The sequence below is a fragment of the Psychroflexus montanilacus genome, from assembly GCF_020164535.1.
Classification (GTDB): domain Bacteria; phylum Bacteroidota; class Bacteroidia; order Flavobacteriales; family Flavobacteriaceae; genus Psychroflexus; species Psychroflexus montanilacus.
This window is the reverse complement of record NZ_JAIQZC010000003.1, coordinates 241,243-262,606: the sequence shown is the minus strand read 5'-3', so window position 1 is coordinate 262,606 and position 21,364 is coordinate 241,243. Positions and strand designations below refer to the sequence as shown.

Sequence of the window (21,364 nt, the reverse complement as noted above, 5' to 3'; positions counted from 1 at the left end):
ATTAGATGTTTGAGTAATTGCTATAATCATCATATTTATAGTGAAAAAACATCTATTAGCTTAAACAATTATGAAAAATACATTCAAAATCCTCTCAATAGCCCTGTTATTGTTCATAACAACCGAAGCTTCCTCCCAAATCACAGCTTCTTTTTACACCAATAGCAATTCCTCAAAATTTGCTGTTGGCTATAACATCAACGAACGCTTTTGGACTGACCTCAGGGTTTATTCCGGCACTGATATAGATAACATCACTCCAGAGCTTGTGATCAATCATAATATTGTAAAAAAATCTAGTTATGATGTTTATTTTGGAGCCGGAGCTATCCTAAACGACATCAATGCTTTTGTAATCCCAATTGGTATTGGCATAAAACCATTGGAAAGCCTAAAAAACTTGTCACTAAATATCGAGTTTAATCCCATTTATGAAATTGACCTTGATGATGTGTTTATAAGAGGGTTTGTAGGCGTGCGTTATATTCTCAATTAATCTATTACTATTTAATACTTCTGAATTGAAGTCCGCATTTGTTAGCTTTACACTATCTTATTTTGCCTTGCACATACCATATAAAACCACAAACATTCATTATGAAAAAGTGTTTATTCATTTTACTATTTATCACAAGTGTTTCATTAAGCTTTGGACAATTCAAAGTCAATGATCTTAAAATCGGAGTTTCTGGCTTACCCTTGATTGGCTCTTCAGACACATTTGGATCTGGGATCAACGGTTTTGCCATCAAGCCTTCCTTTGGTTATTTTATTACCGAAAACACCTCTGTAGATATAAATTTCACCTACGCGACTATTAATGATCTTATTTTAGATGGTGTGAATTCCTATTATAACTCCTATGCTTTTATCCCTTCATTAAGAACTCATTTTGTTAACAAAGATAAACTGAGACTGTTTGGAGAATTTGGTGTTGGCCTAGGAACTATCAAGTACGATGCAGATAATTCTGTACAAAGAAGTACAAGCCATAGAGAGCTGAGTGGAGGACTTTCAATTTTAAACATGGGATTTGGGTTCAATTACTTCTTCACAGAAAAACTTGCCCTAGAATTTGTTCTGCCATACATCTACACCAGCAATATCACTTCGGAAGCCGTAAATACAATATATTCTGGTGTTGGTCCAACTCTGGGTTTTATCTTTATTGTTAATTAAAGTGTTGAAGACTGTAGTTTTAAAAACCTAGTTTTAGCATAGGCTGGTTTGATCATAATTTCAATCCATCTCTTGTATTATTTATCAACAAATGTCCGAGTCTTAAAAAAGTGTTATTTTAGAAATCTAATCCCTAAAACACTTTTTATGACTACAAAAGCACACTTGTCTTTTCTTTTTATGCTTTTCCTTCTCCTAGGAATCTCCTGTCAAGCCCCAGAAGAAAAAGAAGACATCAATGAAAAACTAACTTCCTGGCTTGATGAAAAACACGAAGAATCTCTTCAAAACAGCCCTTTACGATTAACCGCCTTGGGTAGAAAAGATCGTTACGACCAACTGGACGACATGAGTCTGGAGGCTTTAAAAGAAGAAGCCAAATGGATGCAGGAAAGTGTAGATGAGCTCAAAGCGGAGTTCACTTATGAAGATCTGGACCAACAGGGGCAACTGTCCTACGATTTGTGGATGTATCAAAATGACATGAAACAGAAAGAGGTAAAATACGCTCCTATGGAGTACGTTTTTGACCAGATGACTTCCATCCACACGCGCTTGCCAAATATGCTCATCAACTTCCATAAAGTGGATAGTCTCGAAGACATGCAGGCTTACATCAGCCGGGTAGAGAAAATGGGAAAAGCAACCGATCAACTGCTCGACAGAGCCAAATCACAAGCTGAAAACAACATTCTCCCACCGCGTTTCGCTCTGGAAATTGTACAGAAGCAAGCTAAATCTTTAATTCAAGGACAACCTTTTGATGAAAGTGAAGAAACTTCAGCCATCTACGAAGACATGAGCAAAAAAATTGAGGCTTTAGTCGAAAACGAATCCATTTCAGAAGAAAAAGCAGAAGAGTTGAAGACATCGTCACAAGAAACCTTGCTCAAGGTGTTTAAACCTTCCTACGAAAAACTGATCGCCTGGACCGAGAAAGAATTACCGAATACTGAAGAAACTCCAACAGGCATAAGTCGTCATGACAATGGTTCTGATTATTATGATTACAAATTAAGCGTTTCCACAACCACAGAGCTTACAGCAGATGAAATTCATAATATCGGCCTGGAAGAAGTGAAACGCATCAAAGAAGAAATGAAAAGCATCAAAGAGGAAGTTGAATTTGATGGTGATTTACAAGCCTTTTTTAAATTCATCAATGAAGATGAGCAGTTTTATTTCCCAAATACCGACGAAGGTCGCCAAGCTTACTTAGATGAAGCGACGATGTTCATCGATGAAATCACCAAAAAACTTCCAGATTACTTTGGCATTTTACCTAAAGCAGATCTAGAAGTAAAACGAGTGGAAGCCTTCCGAGAGCAGGATGGTGCTCCTCAGCATTATATGGCTGGAACTCCAGATGGATCCAGAGCTGGAACTTACTACGTTCACTTGTCGGACATGACCTCAATGCCCAAGACCACTTTGGAAGGCGTGGCGTATCACGAGGGAAATCCTGGACACCATATGCAAATTTCCATCGCTCAGGAACTGGAAGACATTCCAAAATTTAGAACCCAAGGCGGCTACAATGCTTATGTAGAAGGCTGGGCTCTTTACTCTGAAAAGCTGGCCAAAGAAATGGGACAGTATGAAAATCCTTATTACGATTTTGGACGATTGGTCAATGAAATCTGGAGAGCTATCCGACTAGTTGTAGATACTGGACTTCATTCCAAAGGCTGGACCGAGGCAGATGCTATTCAATACTTTAGTGAAAATTCTTCAGTTTCAAAAGGTGCCATCCAGGCAGAAGTTAGACGCTATATGGTCATTCCTGGTCAGGCCACTGGTTACAAAATTGGAATGTTGAAAATCGGTGAATTAAGAGAAAAAGCGGAAACAGAACTCGGTGAGGATTTCGACATTAAAGCATTTCACGATTTGATCCTTGGAAGCGGAGCTTTGCCATTGAACTTGCTGGAACAACAAGTTGACTCCTGGATTGCAGAAAATAAGAACGCAGCATAAGTTGAGTTTTAGGATAGATTTAATGAAATCTAAGAAGGCATGTTTTATATTAGAGATGAATCACAAAAATTAAAACAATGAAAATTCAATCATACCTTTCCTTTAGAGGAAATTGTCAAGAAGCTTTAGATTTCTATCAGTCTGTTTTTGGTGGAAAAGTCATCAACCGACAGACTTACGAAAATCAAAAAATAGACATCCCAGAACATTACAGAACCAAGTTACAACATGCCGAATTGAAAGGAGATGGGTTTCACATCATGGGTTACGATGCCTCCCCAGACACACCCATTACGGACGGCACCAATATTCAAATGAGTATTGACCTAGAAAGTGGAGACAAAGCAAAAGACCTTTTTGAAGATTTATCCAAAGGTGGCAAAGTACACACCGATTTTCAAAAAACAACTTGGGGAGCCCATTATGGTCGCCTTACCGATCAATATGGCATCCAATGGATGATCAATGCTAAATAAATGGATTAGTATTTTAAAATTACTAAAAACGCAACTTTCATTAGTTGCGTTTTTTTATTCTTCAGAAGCTGACTTACGTTTTAGCTTAATCACAGTGACTTCCGGCCAAATCCCTACTCGACCTGGATAAGCCAGATAGCCAAACCCGCGATTCACATTGATAAAACGCTTGGCATTTTCATAAATACCGGCCCATTGCTCGTAGCGGTACTGCACCGGACTCCACTTGAACCAGCCTGGAATTTCAATCCCAAATTGCATGCCGTGCGTATGTCCGCTCAAAGTCAACTGTACATCTTTTTCATGGTTTTTAATCACCTCATCCCAATAGGAAGGATCATGACTCATCAGGATTTTGAAGTCTTTTGGATCTACCCCCTCAGCAGCTTTTTCAAAATCACCCGCTTTTTTAAAACCTCCTTTTCCCCAGTTTTCCACGCCTATCAACTGCAACTTGCTATCACCACGTTGGATTTCTCGGCGTTCGTTTCGCAGCAAATCCCAGCCCAAATCCGAGTGCACCTTCACCAAACTGTCAAAATTCTTCTGCTTTTCAGTTTGACTTTCAAAATCATAATAATCACCGTAATCGTGGTTCCCCAATATAGAATACACACCATCCTTAGCTTTCAATTTGGAAAAAATAGGCACCCACGGCGTCATCTCATCAGCCAGGTTATTCACCAAATCTCCGGTAAATAAAATCGCATCAGAAGCCTGCGCATTGACCAGATCTACCGCATATTCAATTTCTTTTTTGTCATCAAAACTTCCGCTGTGGATGTCGCTCAGCTGCGTAATGGTGTAGCCATCAAACTCTTCAGGAAGGTTATCAAACTCCAGTTCGTAGGACAAGACTTTAAAATTGTATTTCCCTTTATACATTCCGTAAAGCAGGGACAGAAAAGGGATCGCACCCAGCCCCAAAGCAATGGTACTGATAAATTTACGGCGGGAGGGCAGGTTTTCAACAGAAGAAGTAAAGAGTTTTCTGTAAACAAACACCAAAACCCGAACGATGTCTTCACCAAACATCCAGACGATCACGATCAATTTCAAAGCAGCAATGCTCAGGAACAACCCAATCATATACGCACGAAAACCCGTCAAGGATCCGTGCGGACTCGGTTGATAAAACGAGTAAATCATCAAGCTCACCACAACCACCGTAATGCCCACATAAATAGAGAGACTCCACCAAAATTTAAAAAGCGTCTTGAACGCCTGGAACGCATACACTTCCAAAGCCAGCAGAATGGCAATAGAGATAATCCACCGCATCTTTTTTTTGTGCAAATATAGTTCTGGCAAAAGCTTAAGTCCCTCATTTATATAAAGTTTTAGAAGTATTTATTCTGAATTTAATCCTGCTAGATGAAATGTGTAGAAGACCACTTCATATTACTCTATAACTAATGCGGATGTCTGCCTCCGTGTTCCGCTGAAGTAGTCGTTGAAAGTTTTATGCTTGTCACTTCGAGTGTTTTTCTCGACTGGATAGGAGAGAAAAAAGTATCGAGAATTCACCCCGAATAAGGCAATTCAAATTCACCGCTGACCTGCCTGCGTTCCACTTTGGAAGGCAGAGGCGCAGAGTTCGTTATGAAATTTCTCCGCGTTCTTTGAGACTTTGCGGTTAACTATTCACCACAAACCTGCCTGCGTTCCACTTTGGAAGGCAGGGACACAGAGGACACAAAGTTTAATCTTAAAACACTTTTTGGTTACGTGGTGAAATCAAACTAGATTTTATAGCTAACAATTCAAAAGACAAATCCTTCCGCTAAAATGTCAGGGCTACGCCCCTTTATCAATTTGGATCACATGCTAATAAGATTGCAGGGCTAACACCCCTTATCTTTAGATTGAGCTATTGCAGTATAAAGCTCACATCTTCGTCATAGTTCCCACATCTTTATTTTAAAAGAGAAGCTCCCAGATATTTTTGTAACTCTACTAAACATTACTTTTAAAGGAGACAGAGCTTGACATCTTCCTAAATCTGATTCATTTCCTTGACAGGAGCAGTGCCCCGAAATCTAAAATACTAGCCCACCGCTGACCTGCCTGCGTTCCACTTTGAAAGGCAGAGGCGCAGGGTTCGCTATGATAAATCTCTGTGTCCTTTATGGCTATGCTATCTAAAAGACACCCTTATCTTTAAATATATAGTACACAGAAATTAGCCTTTGAAATGACTCATGATCTAATTTTATTATTGCCTCAGGTTAATTGAGAGAGAAGCGCCCACAAATCTTGATTTCTGTAGTAGTGTTTGCTTTTAAAGGGGTAGTGCCCTGCTAACTTCGAAAGATTAATACAAATCCTCTATGGAGGGGCAGCGCCCCGAAATCTTCGTAACTCTACTATGTATTATTAATAAAGGGGCAGAGCCCTGACATCTAAAATCATTTAACCTGCCGCGAACCTGCCTGCGTTCCACTTTGGAAGGCAGGGGCGCAGAATTCGCTATGAAAAATCTCAGTGTACTCTGTGGCTCCGTGGTCAATTGAGCTGATATTCCTTATTAATTATAAGCCTTAACCATTAAACTACTACAACTTTAAACTCACCACCAACTTGGCTGCGTTCCCCTCAGGAAGACAGGGGCGCAGAGGACACAAAGTTTACTCTAAACACTCCATGATTAGTTTTTGAAATCAAGATTTTAGTCTAAACAAACACCAGCTTCAATTTTGGCTAAGCCATAATTTCAGTTAAATTTACATTCAACAAAACAGACTTATGGCTTCCAAAAAACGACTTTTCCTTGTAGACGCTTACGCGATGATATTTCGCGGGTATTACGCCCTCATCAAGAATCCTAGAATCAATTCCAAAGGCCAGGACACCTCGGCCATCATGGGATTTATGAATTCCCTTTTTGATGTCATCAAGCGTGAAAATCCAGATCACCTCGCCGTGTGTTTTGATAAAGACGGCAGCAAGGAACGCCAGGAGCTTTACGAAGAGTATAAAGCCAATCGGGATGAAACGCCAAAAGTCATTAAAGAGTCCATTCCTATCATTCAAAACATTTTGGATGCCATGGAAATTCCAGTGGTGGAAATTTCAGGTATGGAAGCCGATGACATCATCGGGACCCTCGCCAAACAAGCCGAAGCCGAAGGTTACGAAGTTCATATGGTCACTCCAGATAAAGATTTTGCACAGCTTGTGACCGAGAATATATTTATGCAACGCCCAGCCCGGATGGGTAACGGCGTTGAAAAGTGGGGAATCCCGGAAGTGCAAAAGAAATTTGGCGTGGAGCGGCCAGAACAAGTCATCGACTTTCTAGGAATGATGGGCGACTCTGCCGATAATATTCCTGGATTGCCAGGTGTAGGCGAGAAAACAGCCAAAAAATTCCTGCAGCAATTCGGCTCCATGGAGGCCCTTTTGGAAAACACAGACCAGCTGAAAGGAAAGATGAAAGAAAAAGTGGAAGACAACGCCGAACTTGGGATCCTTTCCAAAAAGCTGGCGACCATCTTTACCGATTGTGACGTCAAATTTGACGAAGCTAAATACGAAGTTTCTCCTCCCGATGTGGAGAAGGTCTTGAAAATTTTCAAGGATTTAGAGTTCCGAAGATTGACCGAGCAGTTCGTTAAAATGTACAACAAAGGTGAAGCAGCAACAGAAGAAAGCTCTGGTAATAGTTCTTCAAAAACAGCTGGTGCAGGCCAGTTTTCGTTGTTTGGGAATGATACCGATGCTTCCAACGTCGACCCAACTGACTTTGATGGCTATAAAACCCTAAAAAACACAGACCATCACTATCAATACGTAAAAGGAAAAATGTCTGTAAAACTCTTTATGGACAAGCTCATGAAACAAACTTCGGTGTGTTTTGATACAGAAACCACAAGCTTGAAAACGCTTGATGCAGAATTGGTAGGTATCGCCTTCTCCTGGGAAGCTTACAAAGGCTATTACGTCGTGTTTCCAGAAGATCAGGACGAGTCCCAGGAACTCATAGAAACCTTAAGACCGTTCTTTGAGTCTGAAGAGATTGAGAAAATTGGTCAGAACTTGAAGTATGACATTAAAGTTTTAGCCAATTATAATTTAAAAGTAAAAGGCCCTCTGTTTGATACCATGCTTGCGCATTACATCATCAACCCAGACATGCGTCATAATATGAATGTGTTAGCGGAGACTTACCTCAACTATTCTCCTCAACCTATTGAAGATTTGATCGGCAAAGGAAAAAATCAAAAGTCCATGCGCACGGTAGATCTGGAAGACCAAACACAATATGCCGTGGAAGATGCAGACATCACTTTTCAGTTAAAGACCTTTTTTGAAAAGGAGTTGAAAGAAGCTTCCAATGAACCTTTGTTTAAAGACATGGAGATTCCATTACTGCGTGTGCTCGCCGCTATGGAACTAGAAGGCATCAACCTCGATAAATCCGCTTTAGAAAACATTTCAGAAAAACTAAATGAAGATATTGAACGTTTAGAGAAATCTGTGTACGAGGAAGCTGGAGAAGAATTCAATATCGGCTCTCCAAAACAGCTTGGAGAAATTCTTTTCGGCAAACTGGAAATTGCTAAAAAGCCCAAGAAAACCAAGTCAGGTCAATATTCTACCGCAGAAGATGTGCTAGCAGAATATAAAAATGATCATAAAATCGTAAGAGAGGTTTTGGAGTGGCGACAGCTGTCTAAGCTCAAAAGCACTTATGTGGATGCCTTACCAAAGCAAATTCATCCCAAAACCAAACGCGTGCATACCGAGTTCATGCAGACGGTGGCAGCAACTGGTCGATTAAGCTCCAACAACCCTAACTTACAGAACATTCCTATACGAACTGAACGCGGCCGTGAAGTCAGAAAAGCCTTTGTACCAAGAGATGAGAATCACGTCTTGCTCGCTGCCGATTATTCCCAGATAGAACTCAGAATTATCGCTTCTTTGAGTCAGGAAGAAACCATGATAGAAGCCTTTAAAAACGGCGAAGATATTCACGCTTCCACGGCTGCCAGAGTCTTTGGAGTCAACATCAAAGATGTCACCAGAGCACAGCGAAGCAATGCAAAGACTGTCAACTTTGGGATTATTTATGGAGTGTCTGCTTTCGGCTTAAGTAATCAAACCGATCTCAACAGAACCGAATCCAAGGAACTGATTGAAACTTACTATAAGACTTATCCGAAGCTGAGAGATTACATCGAGGATCAAGTGGAGTTTGCCAAAGAACACGGCTACGTTAAAACGGTGATGGGCAGAAGGCGTTATCTCAAAGACATCAATGCCAGAAATAATGTGGTGCGTAGCGCCGCAGAGCGAAATGCAGTAAACGCTCCCGTCCAGGGAAGTGCTGCTGATATTATCAAAGTAGCGATGATCAATATTTATGAAGCGATGGAAGAAAAGAACTTCAAGTCTAAAATGTTACTTCAGGTGCATGATGAATTGATTTTTGATGCGCATAAAGATGAGCTGGAAGAACTCAAAACTTTGGTCAAAGACAAAATGGAAAATGCTTTCAAACTCGATGTTCCTTTGGATGTCGACATGGGGACCGGTCAAAACTGGCTGGAAGCGCATTAAAATATCATAGCCCACGATTTAAATCGTGGGCTATGAATAAATAATTTACCCCACAATATTCACAATCTTACCAGGTACAATAATCATCTTTTTTGGGGTTCTGCCCTCCAGTTGCTTTTGGGTGCGTTCGTCTTTCATGACAATATCTTCGATCTCGTCTTTGCTCAAGTCTAAAGATAAATCCATGGTAAACCGCATCTTTCCGTTGAAGGAAATCGGATAGGTTTTGGAATCTTCTTTTAGGTATTTTTCTTCAAATTTAGGATAAGGAACTTCTGAAATACTTTCTGAATGTCCCAAACCCTCCCATAGTTCTTCAGCAATATGAGGCGCATAAGGGGAAATCAAAACCGCCAGCGGCTCAAGAATTTCTCTTGCATGGCACTTCTGCTGAGTCAGTTCGTTCACACAAATCATAAAGGTAGACACCGAAGTATTGAAACTAAAGTCTTCAATATCCTGAGTCACTTTTTTGATGGTTTTATGCAAGGTTTTCAACGATTCCTTGCTTGCCGGCTCATCGGAGACTAAAAGTTGATCTTCATCCTGATACAACTTCCAAAGCTTTTTCAAGAAGTTATGCACACCCGAAAGTCCAGCGGTATTCCAGGGCTTGGCCTGTTCCAGCGGACCTAAAAACATTTCGTAAAGCCGTAAGCTATCCGCCCCATATTCCTCACACACATCGTCTGGATTGACGACATTGAATTTGGATTTGGACATTTTTTCGACTTCGCGACCTACAATAAATTTTCCATCTTCTTCAGTAATAAAGTGAGCCTCTTTAAATTCAGGTTTTATACTTTTCAAACCTTCTATATCTAACTGATTGGAAGTATTAACTAAAGAAACATCAACATGGATTGGATCAAAAGATCTTTCCATAATGAGCATGTTGCTTTGTCCTAATGAATAAATCTTTTTAAGGATTGAAGAGTATTTATTTATAATTTCAGAATCTATGATATTATTGTCTTTATCAAAAATTCCATTTTCTCTTATAAAGATATTTTTAGATTTTGAAAGCTCTTTTTTTATTGACCTAACAAAGTCATATGTTGTATATATATCATTTTTAATTCTACCCTCTCCACCGGATGCCTTATACCTATAAACAAAAGCACTTTCTCCTAAAATCATGCCTTGATTAATCAGCTTTTTAAAAGGTTCGTCGACTGGCAAGACCCCTCTGTCGTTCAGGAATTTGGTCCAGAACCTGGAGTATAACAAATGTCCAGTGGCGTGTTCGCTTCCTCCAATATATAGGTCCACATTGTTCCAGTACTTCAAAGCTTCATCTGAGGCGATATGCTGGTCGCGGTTGTTTTGCTCTTCCATATAACGGAACAAGTACCAGGAACTCCCCGCCCAACCAGGCATAGTATTCAATTCTAAGGGAAAAATGGTGTTGTGGTCGATCTTATCATTAGACACTACCAGATTGGCTTCTGTATCCCAGGCCCATTCTGTAGCTCTGCCCAAAGGCGGTGCACCATCTTCGGTGGGAAGGTATTTTTCTACTTCGGGTAATTCTAAAGGTAGATGTTGCTCATCTATCATTTTAGGCAAGCCGTTCACGTAATACACTGGAAAAGGCTCTCCCCAGTAGCGCTGTCTGGAGAATACCGCATCCCGTAATCTATAGTTGATTTTCTTCTCACCTGCACCTATTTTGGCCAAAGCTTCAATGGCTTTCGGGATAGCTTCCAAAACACCCAAGCCATCGAGAAAATCGGAGTTGGCAATTTTGGTAGCATTGGATTTATCGGTATAAGCTTCTTCAGAAATGTCGATGCCTTCAAATACGTTAGGAATAGGAATGTTGAAATGCTTTGCAAAATCATGATCCCGTTGATCCCCACATGGCACGGCCATCACTGCCCCTGTTCCGTAGCTAGCCAGGACATAATCTCCAATCCAAATCGGAATAGGTTTATTAGTCAGAGGATGCTCGGCATAAGCCCCGGTAAAAACTCCGGTGATGCTTTTCACATCCGCCATACGGTCGCGTTCACTTCGCTTAGCAGCGGCTTTGATGTAGTTATCCACCTCTTCTTTTTGCTCAGGCGTCGTGATTTGAGTAACTAAATCATGCTCTGGTGCCAGCGTAACAAAAGAAACTCCAAAAATAGTATCGGGACGAGTCGTAAACGCCGAAATGCCAAATTTTGAATTTTGAATTTTGAATTTCACTAGGGCTCCAACCGATTTTCCGATCCAGTTTTTCTGGGTTTCTTTAAGGCTTTCACTCCAGTCTAAATTGTCTAATCCAGAGAGCAGGCGTTCCGCAAAAGCGGAAATTCGCATGCTCCACTGCTTCATTTTCTTTCTGACGACAGGATGGCCTCCACGTTCGGAAACGCCATTCACAATTTCGTCATTGGCCAAAACCGTTCCTAAAGCAGGACACCAGTTGACTTCGGTCTCTGCGAGGTAGGTTAGTCTATAATTGAGTAAATGCTGTTCTTTTTCATCCTTTGAAAAAGCTTTCCAGTCTTCCGCTGAAAATTGAACTGAATCTTCGTTGCAAACGGCTTCCACTTCAGTATTTCCTTCTTTTTCAAAAATTTGAACTAAATCTGAAATCGGTTTTGATTTTTGCTCTGCTTCGTCGTACCAGCTGTCGAACAGCTGAATAAAAATCCACTGCGTCCATTTGTAATACTTTGGATCGCTGGTGCGCACTTCCCGACTCCAATCGAAGGAAAACCCGATTTTGTCGAGTTGCTCTCTGTAGCGTTTGATGTTGGTTTCGGTAGTTTTAGCAGGATGCTGACCGGTTTGGATCGCGTATTGCTCGGCAGGTAAGCCAAAAGAATCGTATCCTTGTGGATGCAGGACATTATAACCTGAATGTCTTTTATAACGGGCGTATATATCACTGGCGATATAACCGAGGGGATGACCCACATGAAGCCCTGCTCCCGAAGGATAAGGAAACATGTCCAACACATAAAACGGTGGTTTGGGTTCTCCTTCAAACTCTTGTGGCTGCTTGGCCTTGAAGGTTTGTTCCTCTGCCCATTGCTTTTGCCACTTCTGCTCTATTGCCTTATAATCGTATGCCATACTAATATCTTATTTGCAAATGGCAAAACTAATATATATGCGTTTAACTCCTAAGGAAGAATGAAATTAAAAGTTGAAGTCGTTTTTGAGTCGGGAGTCGAAAGTCAGGTAATTAAAATAAAAAATCAGTTTCAAAACTTGGAATATCTTTTAAAATCTATAACCGATATAAAAATCTCCTGCGCCAACAAATTCATTAGGGCTGTTTCCGAGCAAGTTTCTTCCGATTCCTAATTTGATCTCAAAAACAAATCCTGAGGAATTGATCCATTTGGAACCTAAAGCAAAACCAGGAGCAACATCAAAAAAGGATTCTCCACTCTCAACTCTTTGCATACCGTTTTGAGAAAAATACACTTCATCGTCTTCTCCTGAGTAGAAGAAGGAAAAAAGCTCCACAAAAAAACGCTCCCCTTGAAAGTCATCTTTTCTTCCAAAATAAAACCTATAATAAGGACTTATGCCGAAGTTTTCATTTTCAATAGAATCGTCGAAGTTAATGAAGAGTGAAGCCCCAAAGCCTGAAGTTGGTGTGTTGATATATTCGTAAGCGGCATCAAAGTATCCGGCAGCTAGGAGTTTAAAGCCTCCAAGTCGAATCTCGTGTACCTTTTCGTAATTGCTTTTGGGAATAGAATCTGTTGCTCTTGACTCTTCATTGTTTTGTGCGAAAGACAATGAAAAGCAGAATGCTAGCGTCACTGTGATGATTGATTTCATGATTAGTATGATTGATTAGTGATTGCTAAAATATACAAAAGATAGTTTCAACATCTTATAATTTTTGGAAATCTAATCATGGCTCGTCTTCCAGGCCTGCGCTCCCGATAGCAGCAAAAACCCCGTAAAGGCAGAACGCTTCAGGTCGAGCTTGGAGCGCTTGCCCGGAGGAAAAGCCGCTCCAAGCTCTAGACCTGGAAGTGAGGCCTGCGGAGTTGGAGCGGATAGCGGGTGAAAGCGCCCATAAAATTAATCTCGCGCTTCAACGTTATAATGCTATAGTTTTATATTTTTACCAAAATTTATCGAGTGGCTTCATCTTTTGAGAAATACCAGAAACGGCGATTGATTACCTCCTACTTTTCGGTGGTGATCAGCATTGCTTTGGTGCTCTTTCTTGTAGGTTTACTGGCATTACTAGTGCTCAATACCAAGAAAGTGGCCGACCATTTTAAGGAGCAAATCGCTTTATCCATCTACTTGAAGGACACGGCGAAAGAGGTAGAAATCGATCAATTGCAAAAGTCGCTTGCCCTGGCGGAATATACCAAAAGCATAGAGTTTGTCTCTAAAGAGGAGGCTGCCAAGGATTACAGCAAGGAGATTGGTGAAGATTTTATGGAGTTTCTGGGGTACAACCCGCTGCAAAACTCTATCGATGTTTATTTTAATGCCGACTATGTATCTGAAACCAAAATTGCTGAAATTTCCAGAGATCTTAGTGAAAAAGACTTTGTAGACGAAATTATTTACGACAAACCGCTGATTGCCTTGCTGAATGATAATATCAAGCGCCTGAGTTTTTGGATATTGGCGGTGAGTGGATTGCTGACCTTTATTGCGGTATTGCTGATTAACAGCTCGATACGGCTTTCGGTCTACGCCAAACGATTTACGATAAAAACCATGCAAATGGTGGGCGCGACCAAGCGTTTTATAAGACGACCATTTATATTGAAAAGCGTGAAACTTGGGATCATAGGCTCATCCATTTCCTTAATCGGGATGGCGGTCGTATTGTATTATCTCGACAAAAGCTTTCCAGAACTGAACCTCATCAGCGATGAAATCTTGCTGGCGGCGATTTTTGCCGGAGTGCTTGTTCTTGGCATCCTGATATCCTGGCTGAGTACGTTTTTTGCGACGCAGCGCTTTTTGAATTTGAAAACTGACGAATTGTACTACTAATTATGGGAGAAAGTAAACGTAAAAAAGAGGCAAAGGCAAACGAGAAGTTTATTTTTGAGAGAGAAAATTATAAATTTATGATCATTGGCCTGGCTGTGATTGCTCTTGGGTTTATTCTAATGGCCGGCGGCGGCAGCGACGATCCTAATGTGTTCAATCCAGAAATCTTTAGCTGGAGACGCATTCGGCTTGCGCCAACAGTGGTGTTGATTGGTTTTGCGATCGAGATTTATGCCATTTTACTCAAGCCTAAGTCGGCCAAGTAATGGATATATGGGATGCAGGTATCCTTGGGATTATCCAGGGCTTAACAGAGTTTCTACCGGTTTCTTCTAGCGGACATTTGGAGTTAGGCAAAGCGATTTTAGGAGATGATAGCCTGCCGAAAGAATCCTTATTATTGACTGTAATTCTTCACTTTGCAACAGCTTTGAGTACGATTGTGATTTTCAGAAAAGATATTCTTGAGATTTTAAAAGGCTTGTTGTCTTTCCGATGGAATGAAGAAACCCAGTTTTCATTGAAGATTATAGTTTCTATGATTCCTGCAGGCTTGGTGGGCTACTTTTTTGAGTCTGAAATGGAAATGCTTTTTGGAGAAAATATCATTTTGGTTGGATTTATGCTGATTTTTACAGCGCTTCTCCTTTGGCTTACCGACAAGGCCAGGGCAACACGAAAGCCGGTTTCTTATAGCAATGCTTTTGTCATTGGCGTGGCGCAAGCCATAGCTATTTTGCCTGGCATCTCCAGAAGTGGCTCTACAATTGCGACTTCGGTTTTGCTGGGGAATGATAAGTCCAAAGCCGCAAGATTTTCATTTTTGATGGTGATTCCGCTGATCTTTGGAAAAATTGCGAAAGACATTACCGGCGGAGAACTTTCACTTGAAAATGCTAATATGCTGATTTATGGTGTTGGGTTTATCACCGCCTTCATTTCAGGCTTATTTGCCTGCACCTGGATGATTTCCATCGTAAAACGCAGCAAACTGAAATACTTCTCCATCTACTGTTTCGTCGTAGGTGTTGGAGCTATCATTTTTACTCAAGTAAATGGATAAATTGACAATAGAAGATATCAAAGAAGGACAGGTCTTGTTATTCGACAAGCCATTGCACTGGACCTCTTTCCAGGTCGTGAATAAAGTAAGATGGCTGATCAAACAAAAATTTGGTCTTAAAAAAATAAAGGTAGGTCATGCAGGAACATTAGATCCTTTGGCGACTGGACTTGTGATTTTATGCACAGGTAAAGCTACCAAAACCATCGAATCCTTGATGGGGCAAACCAAAGTTTATACTGGTGAATTTACCCTGGGGGCTACTACGCCATCCTATGATCTGGAAACTGAAATTGATGAAAGCTTTGACACTTCTCACATCAACCAAGAGCTTATTGAAAATGCACTTGCTCAGTTTCAAGGAGAAATCATGCAACGCCCTCCTATTTTTTCAGCCTTAAAAAAAGAAGGCAAACGCCTATATGAATTTGCCAGAAAAGGCGAAGAAGTGGACATCCCTGAACGCAAAGTTCAAATTGAATCCTTTGAAATCCTTGAAAACAACTTACCAAAGTTGACATTTAAAGTCCAGTGCAGTAAAGGCACTTACATCCGTAGTCTTGCTTACGACTTCGGCAAAGCGCTTGATTCTGGTGCTTATTTATCTGAACTTAGGCGAACGCGAATTGGTGACTATCGAGTGGAAGATGCGCTTTCTATCGAGGATTTTGAAAAGATATTGAACGACTAAACATTCAGTGCCAAGCAATTCACTAGGTCTTCAGCGATATTTTTGCCTTTGTCCTGATTATACCACTTTTGAAGGGTCATTTTAAATTTATCTCTCAGTTTTCCAAACTCCGCTTTTTCTTTAGCTACCAAATCTGCAGCTTCTTTAGGTCGCGGTCCCCAGGTGAATAGAATTTCTTCCTCTTCAAGATTGAAGGAAATTAATTTTGGAATGGATTTCCCTCCGTTGGTCAAAAATTGACTCATCAACTCGTCATTGTCATCTCTCAAAATCAATTTGAAGTCAATCAACGGATTGTGATCTGCTATTTTTTTCATGATAGGAATCACAGGCGCTGCATCTCCACACCAGCCTTCCGTAATGACCAACCAGGTTTGTTTCTGTTTTACCTTTTTAATTTTCTGAATTTGATCTTCGGTTAATTCTGAAGTTTTCTCCCAGCGTTTCATCCGATTAAATCCTAACTTTGAATAATTCAAAAAAGCTTCATTTTGAGTGAACCCAGTGGATTTCCCTTTTTTTAAAAGTGTTTCTACAAGGTTTTTATATTCTGAATAAGAAAGCGTTTTATCTAAATGCTTTTTTATAATTTCAAGTTTATGTTGTGCAGACATGTAAATGTTGTTTTTGTTGAGATAGTCGATAATCAAATTAAATCATTACAATGGCAAAAGTAAGGTGTGACTGGTGCACTAATTCTGAAATCTATGTGAAATATCACGATGAAGAATGGGGAGAACCTGTCTATGAAGATCGCCAGCTTTTTGAAATGCTGGTGCTTGAAAGCTTCCAGGCTGGACTGAACTGGCTTACTATTTTAAAGAAAAGAGAAGGTTTTAGAAGTGCCTTTGATGAGTTTGATTACAAATTAATTGCGAAGTATTCTGAAGAAAAGATTTCAGAATTGCTCCAAAATGAAAACATTATTAGGCATCGCGGAAAAATTGAAGCTACCATTACCAATGCTAAGGCGTTTATTGAAATTCAAAAGGAGTTTGGTTCATTTTCAGATTACATCTGGAACTACGTCGATGGCCAACCCAAATTGAATTCATTTTCTCAACTGAATGAAGTTCCTGCTCACACCGAATTAAGTCAAACCATAGCTAAAGACTTAAAGAAACGGGGGTTCAAATTTCTAGGGCCAACAACAGTTTATGCATTTATGCAAACCACAGGAATAGTGAATGACCATTTGACCTCCTGTTTTAAACATAAAAAAAGCGCCTAATTGCTTAGGCACTTTATGATCAAAAAGGAAAATTACGATTTAGTTACTCACTACTTCGGTTTTCCCATTCTGAGTAACTTTCACTTCAGCAATTCTGCTGTTATTATAATTGACTTCAGTTTTTTCTCCGTTGTTCCAAAAGGTCCATTTACCGACCTTCATACCTTTATTGTAAGTAGCTTCTACCGTCTTATTTCCATCTTTATCAAAAGATTGCCAGTCACCGTGAAGTTTATCATTTTTGATAAAACCTATTTGGTGCAATTCACCACTTTCATAATATATCATCACTTTTTCTAAATCTCCTACTTTCTCTGTCTTCACCAGGTTATTTTCTGTTTGAGCAAAAAGTGTAAAACTCATTAAAAAAACCATCACAAGGGTGCTAAATGCTTTCATATGTCTTTTATTTAGAATCAAATATACACATAATTTACGTTTAAAAAACACTTAGTTAACATTAAATTTACATAGCAGCCCAAAACCCTTGATATAACTACAATACGCTGTTCATAATTTAGTAACATTAAAAATTACATATTGGTAAAAATTTCTTCTGCTTAACTACATTAAGACGGCTAACTTCTTATTTTTGCAGATCGTTTCATAAATAACAAGACATGTATAGAGATCACAATAACAGTGAGTTAAACCTCTCATTTATAACTAAAAAAGTAACCTTATCGGGTTGGGTTCAAAAAATAAGAGACAAAGGATTTATCATTTGGGTAGATTTGAGAGATCGGTACGGTATTACTCAGCTTGTTTTTGATTCAGAAAGAACATCTTCGGCATTGATTGAACAAGCCAGAGAGTTGGGGAGAGAATTTGTAATCCAGGTGGAAGGTGAAGTTTTGGAAAGAGAATCCAAAAACGAAAACATGTCGACAGGAGACATTGAGGTTTTGGTAGAGAAGCTCACCGTTTTAAATTCATCTGAAACCCCTCCTTTTACTATTGAAGACAAAACCGACGGTGGTGAGGACTTGAGGATGAAATACCGCTATTTAGACATCAGAAGAAATCCAGTAAAAAACAAATTGATTTTCCGCAGCAAAGTCTCAATGGCCGTAAGAAATTACCTCTCCCAGCAAGATTTTGTTGAAGTTGAAACGCCTTATTTGATCAAGTCCACACCCGAAGGCGCGAGAGATTTTGTCGTTCCAAGCCGAATGAACGCCGGGGAGTTTTATGCCTTGCCTCAATCCCCACAAACCTTTAAGCAACTGCTGATGGTAGGTGGCTTGGACAAGTATTTTCAAATTGTGAAATGTTTTAGAGATGAAGACCTGAGAGCAGACAGACAACCTGAGTTTACCCAAATTGACTGCGAAATGACATTCGTAGAACAGGAAGACATCTTAAATACGTTTGAAGGCTTAACCAAGCATCTTCTGAAAGAAATCAATGGTGTGGACGTCCAGGACTTTCCTCGCATGACTTACGATGAAGCGATGAAAACTTATGGAAACGACAAGCCTGATATTCGCTTCGGGATGAAGTTTGGCGAATTGAATGACGTTGCTCAGCATAAAGATTTCAAAGTGTTTAATGAAGCTGAATTGGTTGTGGGAATTGCCATCCCTGGTGGAGCATCCTATTCTAGAAAGGAAATCGATAAACTCATCGATTGGGTAAAACGTCCACAAGTCGGCGCCAAAGGTATGGTGTACGTAAAATTCAATGCGGATGGAAGCCTAAAATCTTCTGTGGATAAATTTTATGATGAAACCGATTTGAAAGCCTGGGCAGAACAAACTCAGGCACAACCAGGAGACTTGATCTGTGTGTTATCTGGTGAGGCTACCGCCACCCGAGCTCAATTGAGTGCCTTGCGAATGGAAATGGGTAATCGACTAGGCTTGAGAAAGCCAGATGAATTTGCTCCATTATGGGTCATTGATTTTCCATTACTGGAATGGGATGAAGATACTCAGCGCTACCACGCCATGCACCACCCGTTTACGTCTCCAAAAGTAGGTCAGATCCCATTACTCGCTACAGATCCTGGCGCAGTAAAGGCCAATGCCTACGATTTAGTTTTAAATGGAAATGAAATTGGCGGTGGCTCCATAAGAATTCACGATCAGAAAACGCAAGCCATGATGTTTGATTATCTTGGCTTTACCAAAGAGGAGGCTGAAGCTCAGTTTGGGTTTTTGATGAAAGCCTTTACTTACGGCGCTCCTCCTCATGGCGGAATTGCATTTGGTCTAGATAGGCTTGTAGCCATTTTGGGCGGACAGGAGAGCATAAGAGATTTTATCGCCTTCCCAAAAAATAATTCAGGAAGAGATATTATGATAGACGCACCGGCCCCTATAGATGAAGAGCAACTGAAGGAGCTTGACCTCAAGTTGAGAAGCTAAGTAAATAGCATATAACTTCTCAAACCATTTTTAATTTAAACATTGATGAAGTTGAAACTCACTCAAGTATTGACTCAAGTCACCAAATGGCTGGAAAAAAGCTTTTCCAAACAACAGTTGCTTATTCTTATAAGTGCTGTTGTTGGATTGCTTTCTGGTCTTGTTGCTGTGGTCATCAAAAACCTGACTTACCTCATACAATCCCTTTTAGGAGGTGGATACATATCCAATTATCATAACGCCTACTACTTTCTATTTCCGATGGTTGGTTTATTGCTAGTGTATTTATTTACCAAATACATTTTAAAAAAAGAAATAGGCCAGGGGATTTCTACCACTTTATATTCCATATCTCGACGGAAAGGATTTATGCGAAAATTTCAAAACTACGCTTCTATCATAACCGCGCCAATCACGTTAGGTTTTGGAGGTTCAGCTGGACTTGAAGCCCCTACAGTAGTCTCCAGTGCGGCTTTAAGCACAAGTTTTTCAAAGTTTTTAAATCTTACGCAAGCCTCAAGAACTCTCATGATTGGCTGCGCAGCAGCTGGGGCCATGTCCTCAATTTTTCAAGCTCCTATAGCGGGAATTATCTTTGCTATTGAAATTTTCAGTCTGGATCTCACTTTAGTATCCATGATTCCTTTACTTGTTGCTTCCGTTTCTTCCATACTCACCTCCTATTTTTTCTTTGGTTCAGATATTATTCTTCACACGCAGTTAGGTGAAGCCTTTCAGATAAGCGATGTTCCTTTCTATATTGCTTTAGGAATTTTTACAGCCTTTGCTTCTATCACATTTACCAAAGTTTACATCTATACATTTAAAAGGTTTAGCTCTTTTGAAAAAAGAATCAATAAAATTATTGTTGGCGGTATTATTTTGAGTGGGATTTTATTTCTAGTTCCGCAAATTTATGGTGAAGGTTACTCAACAGTGAATGAATTACTCGCCGGAAACCACGAACTGGTAACTGAAAATAAATTTCTTAAAGGCTGGAGTAGCACCTGGGTGATTATTGCTTTTTTAATTCTTTTGGTTATATTCAAAATGATTGCAACTTCAGTGACTATTGCAGCAGGTGGTATAGGAGGAATTTTTGCGCCTGTACTTTTTATAGGAAGTATGATAGGTCATTGCTACGCCTTGGTAATTAATGTTCTAGGAATCACTAAACTACCTGTATCTGTGAGTCAATATACTTTGGTAGGCATGGCTGGCTTGATGGCAGGTGTGATGCACGCTCCCCTCACCGCTATTTTTTTAATTGCGGAGATCACTAGTGGGTATAGCTTATTTATTCCACTTATGATTACTGCAGCTATATCCTATGTGATCACTAGTCAGTTTCAACCCAATTCCGTCTATACCATGGAATTGGCCGCAAGAGGCGACCTGGTTACACACAACAAAGATCAGGCTGTGCTTACTTTAATGAACATTCATCAGGTAATTGAGGACAATTTTAAAGTACTAACGGATAATATGAACTTGGAACAAATCGTTAATGAAGGAGTGATAAAATCGAAACGGAATATCTATCCGGTCGTCGATGAAAACCATATCTTTAAAGGTATAATTCTTCTGGATGATATTAGAACCATCATGTTTGATAAAAGTCTTTATCATGAAATGTCAGTTGTCGATTTGATGCAGAAAGCACCTGATGTCATCGAATTAAATGATTGCAGAATGAACGACATTATGAAAAAATTCCAAGAGACAGATGCCTGGAATTTACCAGTTGTTAAAGATGGAAAATATGTAGGATTCATTTCTAAATCCAAATTACTGACCGCTTATAGACAAAAATTGATTGAAGTTACCGTTTAAAAT

Annotated in this window: 17 protein-coding genes; 12 read left to right on the top strand and 5 right to left on the bottom strand. The window is 39.9% G+C overall.

The features are described from left to right. The first annotated feature begins 70 nt into the window (after positions 1-70). From LB454_RS10140 to LB454_RS10125, 4 genes are all read left to right on the top strand, one after another. The gene (locus tag LB454_RS10140) at positions 71-496 is read left to right on the top strand and encodes a hypothetical protein (RefSeq protein ID WP_224464555.1); all 426 of its coding nucleotides are present in this window, start codon (positions 71-73) and stop codon (positions 494-496) included. A gap of 101 nt (positions 497-597) precedes the next feature. Further along, entirely contained in the window at positions 598-1,179 is a 582-nt protein-coding gene (locus LB454_RS10135; protein ID WP_224464554.1) for a porin family protein, read from the top strand. A 147-nt stretch (positions 1,180-1,326) separates the two neighbouring features. Further along, positions 1,327-3,156: a DUF885 domain-containing protein gene (locus LB454_RS10130; RefSeq protein ID WP_224464553.1), complete on the top strand. Its 1,830-nt coding sequence runs from the start codon at positions 1,327-1,329 to the stop codon at positions 3,154-3,156. A gap of 77 nt (positions 3,157-3,233) precedes the next feature. Further along, the gene (locus LB454_RS10125) at positions 3,234-3,632 is read left to right on the top strand and encodes a VOC family protein (RefSeq protein WP_224464552.1); all 399 of its coding nucleotides are present in this window, start codon (positions 3,234-3,236) and stop codon (positions 3,630-3,632) included. 54 nt (positions 3,633-3,686) lie between these two features. Here LB454_RS10125 and LB454_RS10120 read toward each other — a convergent pair whose 3' ends face one another. Then, positions 3,687-4,913, bottom strand: coding sequence for a metallophosphoesterase (locus LB454_RS10120; RefSeq protein WP_224464551.1), 1,227 nt, complete (start codon positions 4,911-4,913; stop codon positions 3,687-3,689). Positions 4,914-6,377: 1,464 nt separating this feature from the next. Between LB454_RS10120 and polA the strand changes: the two genes are divergently transcribed. Further along, a complete protein-coding gene (gene polA, locus LB454_RS10115) occupies positions 6,378-9,197 on the top strand; it encodes a DNA polymerase I (protein ID WP_224464550.1) in 2,820 nt (939 codons plus the stop codon). A gap of 45 nt (positions 9,198-9,242) precedes the next feature. Here the strand turns inward: polA and LB454_RS10110 are convergent, their stop codons facing one another. Next, positions 9,243-12,266: a leucine--tRNA ligase gene (locus LB454_RS10110; protein WP_224464549.1), complete on the bottom strand. Its 3,024-nt coding sequence runs from the start codon at positions 12,264-12,266 to the stop codon at positions 9,243-9,245. A 150-nt stretch (positions 12,267-12,416) separates the two neighbouring features. Then, entirely contained in the window at positions 12,417-12,986 is a 570-nt protein-coding gene (locus tag LB454_RS10105; protein WP_224464548.1) for a hypothetical protein, read from the bottom strand. 309 nt (positions 12,987-13,295) lie between these two features. On the opposite strand from LB454_RS10105, the gene LB454_RS10100 reads away from it, so the two are divergent. Genes LB454_RS10100 through truB form a run of 4 tightly spaced genes read left to right on the top strand, consistent with a single transcriptional unit; the run spans position 13,296 to position 15,928 of the window. Further along, positions 13,296-14,174, top strand: coding sequence for a cell division protein FtsX (locus tag LB454_RS10100; protein WP_224464547.1), 879 nt, complete (start codon positions 13,296-13,298; stop codon positions 14,172-14,174). A gap of 2 nt (positions 14,175-14,176) precedes the next feature. Then, a complete protein-coding gene (locus LB454_RS10095) occupies positions 14,177-14,440 on the top strand; it encodes a DUF3098 domain-containing protein (protein WP_224464546.1) in 264 nt (87 codons plus the stop codon). Continuing rightward, a complete protein-coding gene (locus tag LB454_RS10090; RefSeq protein ID WP_224464545.1) occupies positions 14,440-15,237 on the top strand; it encodes an undecaprenyl-diphosphate phosphatase in 798 nt (265 codons plus the stop codon). Before LB454_RS10095 ends, LB454_RS10090 begins: the two co-directional genes overlap by 1 nt. Further along, positions 15,230-15,928, top strand: coding sequence for a tRNA pseudouridine(55) synthase TruB (truB, locus tag LB454_RS10085; RefSeq protein ID WP_224464544.1), 699 nt, complete (start codon positions 15,230-15,232; stop codon positions 15,926-15,928). Before LB454_RS10090 ends, truB begins: the two co-directional genes overlap by 8 nt. On the opposite strand, the gene LB454_RS10080 is transcribed toward truB, so the two are convergent. Then, positions 15,925-16,542: a thioredoxin family protein gene (locus LB454_RS10080; protein ID WP_224464543.1), complete on the bottom strand. Its 618-nt coding sequence runs from the start codon at positions 16,540-16,542 to the stop codon at positions 15,925-15,927. The genes truB and LB454_RS10080 overlap by 4 nt on opposite strands. A 50-nt stretch (positions 16,543-16,592) precedes the next feature. On the opposite strand from LB454_RS10080, the gene LB454_RS10075 reads away from it, so the two are divergent. Continuing rightward, positions 16,593-17,159, top strand: coding sequence for a DNA-3-methyladenine glycosylase I (locus LB454_RS10075; RefSeq protein ID WP_224464542.1), 567 nt, complete (start codon positions 16,593-16,595; stop codon positions 17,157-17,159). Between the two features lie 39 nt (positions 17,160-17,198). On the opposite strand, the gene LB454_RS10070 is transcribed toward LB454_RS10075, so the two are convergent. Continuing rightward, positions 17,199-17,558: a toxin-antitoxin system YwqK family antitoxin gene (locus tag LB454_RS10070; protein WP_224464541.1), complete on the bottom strand. Its 360-nt coding sequence runs from the start codon at positions 17,556-17,558 to the stop codon at positions 17,199-17,201. A gap of 221 nt (positions 17,559-17,779) precedes the next feature. On the opposite strand from LB454_RS10070, the gene aspS reads away from it, so the two are divergent. Together aspS and LB454_RS10060 are read left to right on the top strand one after the other, a co-directional pair. After that, positions 17,780-19,528 (top strand): aspartate--tRNA ligase, encoded by a 1,749-nt coding sequence (gene aspS, locus LB454_RS10065; protein WP_224464540.1) that lies wholly within the window; start codon positions 17,780-17,782, stop codon positions 19,526-19,528. Between the two features lie 45 nt (positions 19,529-19,573). Next, complete coding sequence (locus LB454_RS10060) at positions 19,574-21,361, top strand: chloride channel protein (protein ID WP_224464539.1); 1,788 nt, start codon at positions 19,574-19,576, stop codon at positions 21,359-21,361. The last annotated feature ends 3 nt before the right edge of the window (positions 21,362-21,364 follow it).

Excerpts from the sequence above, each read along its gene's own strand:
- LB454_RS10105 (WP_224464548.1), bottom strand. The coding sequence starts at position 12,986 with ATGAAATCAATCATCACAGTGACGCTAGCATTCTGCTTTTCATTGTCT.
- LB454_RS10060 (WP_224464539.1), top strand. The coding sequence starts at position 19,574 with ATGAAGTTGAAACTCACTCAAGTATTGACTCAAGTCACCAAATGGCTG.
- LB454_RS10070 (WP_224464541.1), bottom strand. The coding sequence starts at position 17,558 with ATGAAAGCATTTAGCACCCTTGTGATGGTTTTTTTAATGAGTTTTACA.
- LB454_RS10135 (WP_224464554.1), top strand. The coding sequence starts at position 598 with ATGAAAAAGTGTTTATTCATTTTACTATTTATCACAAGTGTTTCATTA.
- LB454_RS10080 (WP_224464543.1), bottom strand. The coding sequence starts at position 16,542 with ATGTCTGCACAACATAAACTTGAAATTATAAAAAAGCATTTAGATAAA.
- polA (WP_224464550.1), top strand. The coding sequence starts at position 6,378 with ATGGCTTCCAAAAAACGACTTTTCCTTGTAGACGCTTACGCGATGATA.
- LB454_RS10110 (WP_224464549.1), bottom strand. The coding sequence starts at position 12,266 with ATGGCATACGATTATAAGGCAATAGAGCAGAAGTGGCAAAAGCAATGG.
- LB454_RS10090 (WP_224464545.1), top strand. The coding sequence starts at position 14,440 with ATGGATATATGGGATGCAGGTATCCTTGGGATTATCCAGGGCTTAACA.
- LB454_RS10140 (WP_224464555.1), top strand. The coding sequence starts at position 71 with ATGAAAAATACATTCAAAATCCTCTCAATAGCCCTGTTATTGTTCATA.
- LB454_RS10120 (WP_224464551.1), bottom strand. The coding sequence starts at position 4,913 with ATGCGGTGGATTATCTCTATTGCCATTCTGCTGGCTTTGGAAGTGTAT.
- LB454_RS10095 (WP_224464546.1), top strand. The coding sequence starts at position 14,177 with ATGGGAGAAAGTAAACGTAAAAAAGAGGCAAAGGCAAACGAGAAGTTT.
- aspS (WP_224464540.1), top strand. The coding sequence starts at position 17,780 with ATGTATAGAGATCACAATAACAGTGAGTTAAACCTCTCATTTATAACT.
- LB454_RS10125 (WP_224464552.1), top strand. The coding sequence starts at position 3,234 with ATGAAAATTCAATCATACCTTTCCTTTAGAGGAAATTGTCAAGAAGCT.
- truB (WP_224464544.1), top strand. The coding sequence starts at position 15,230 with ATGGATAAATTGACAATAGAAGATATCAAAGAAGGACAGGTCTTGTTA.
- LB454_RS10075 (WP_224464542.1), top strand. The coding sequence starts at position 16,593 with ATGGCAAAAGTAAGGTGTGACTGGTGCACTAATTCTGAAATCTATGTG.
- LB454_RS10130 (WP_224464553.1), top strand. The coding sequence starts at position 1,327 with ATGACTACAAAAGCACACTTGTCTTTTCTTTTTATGCTTTTCCTTCTC.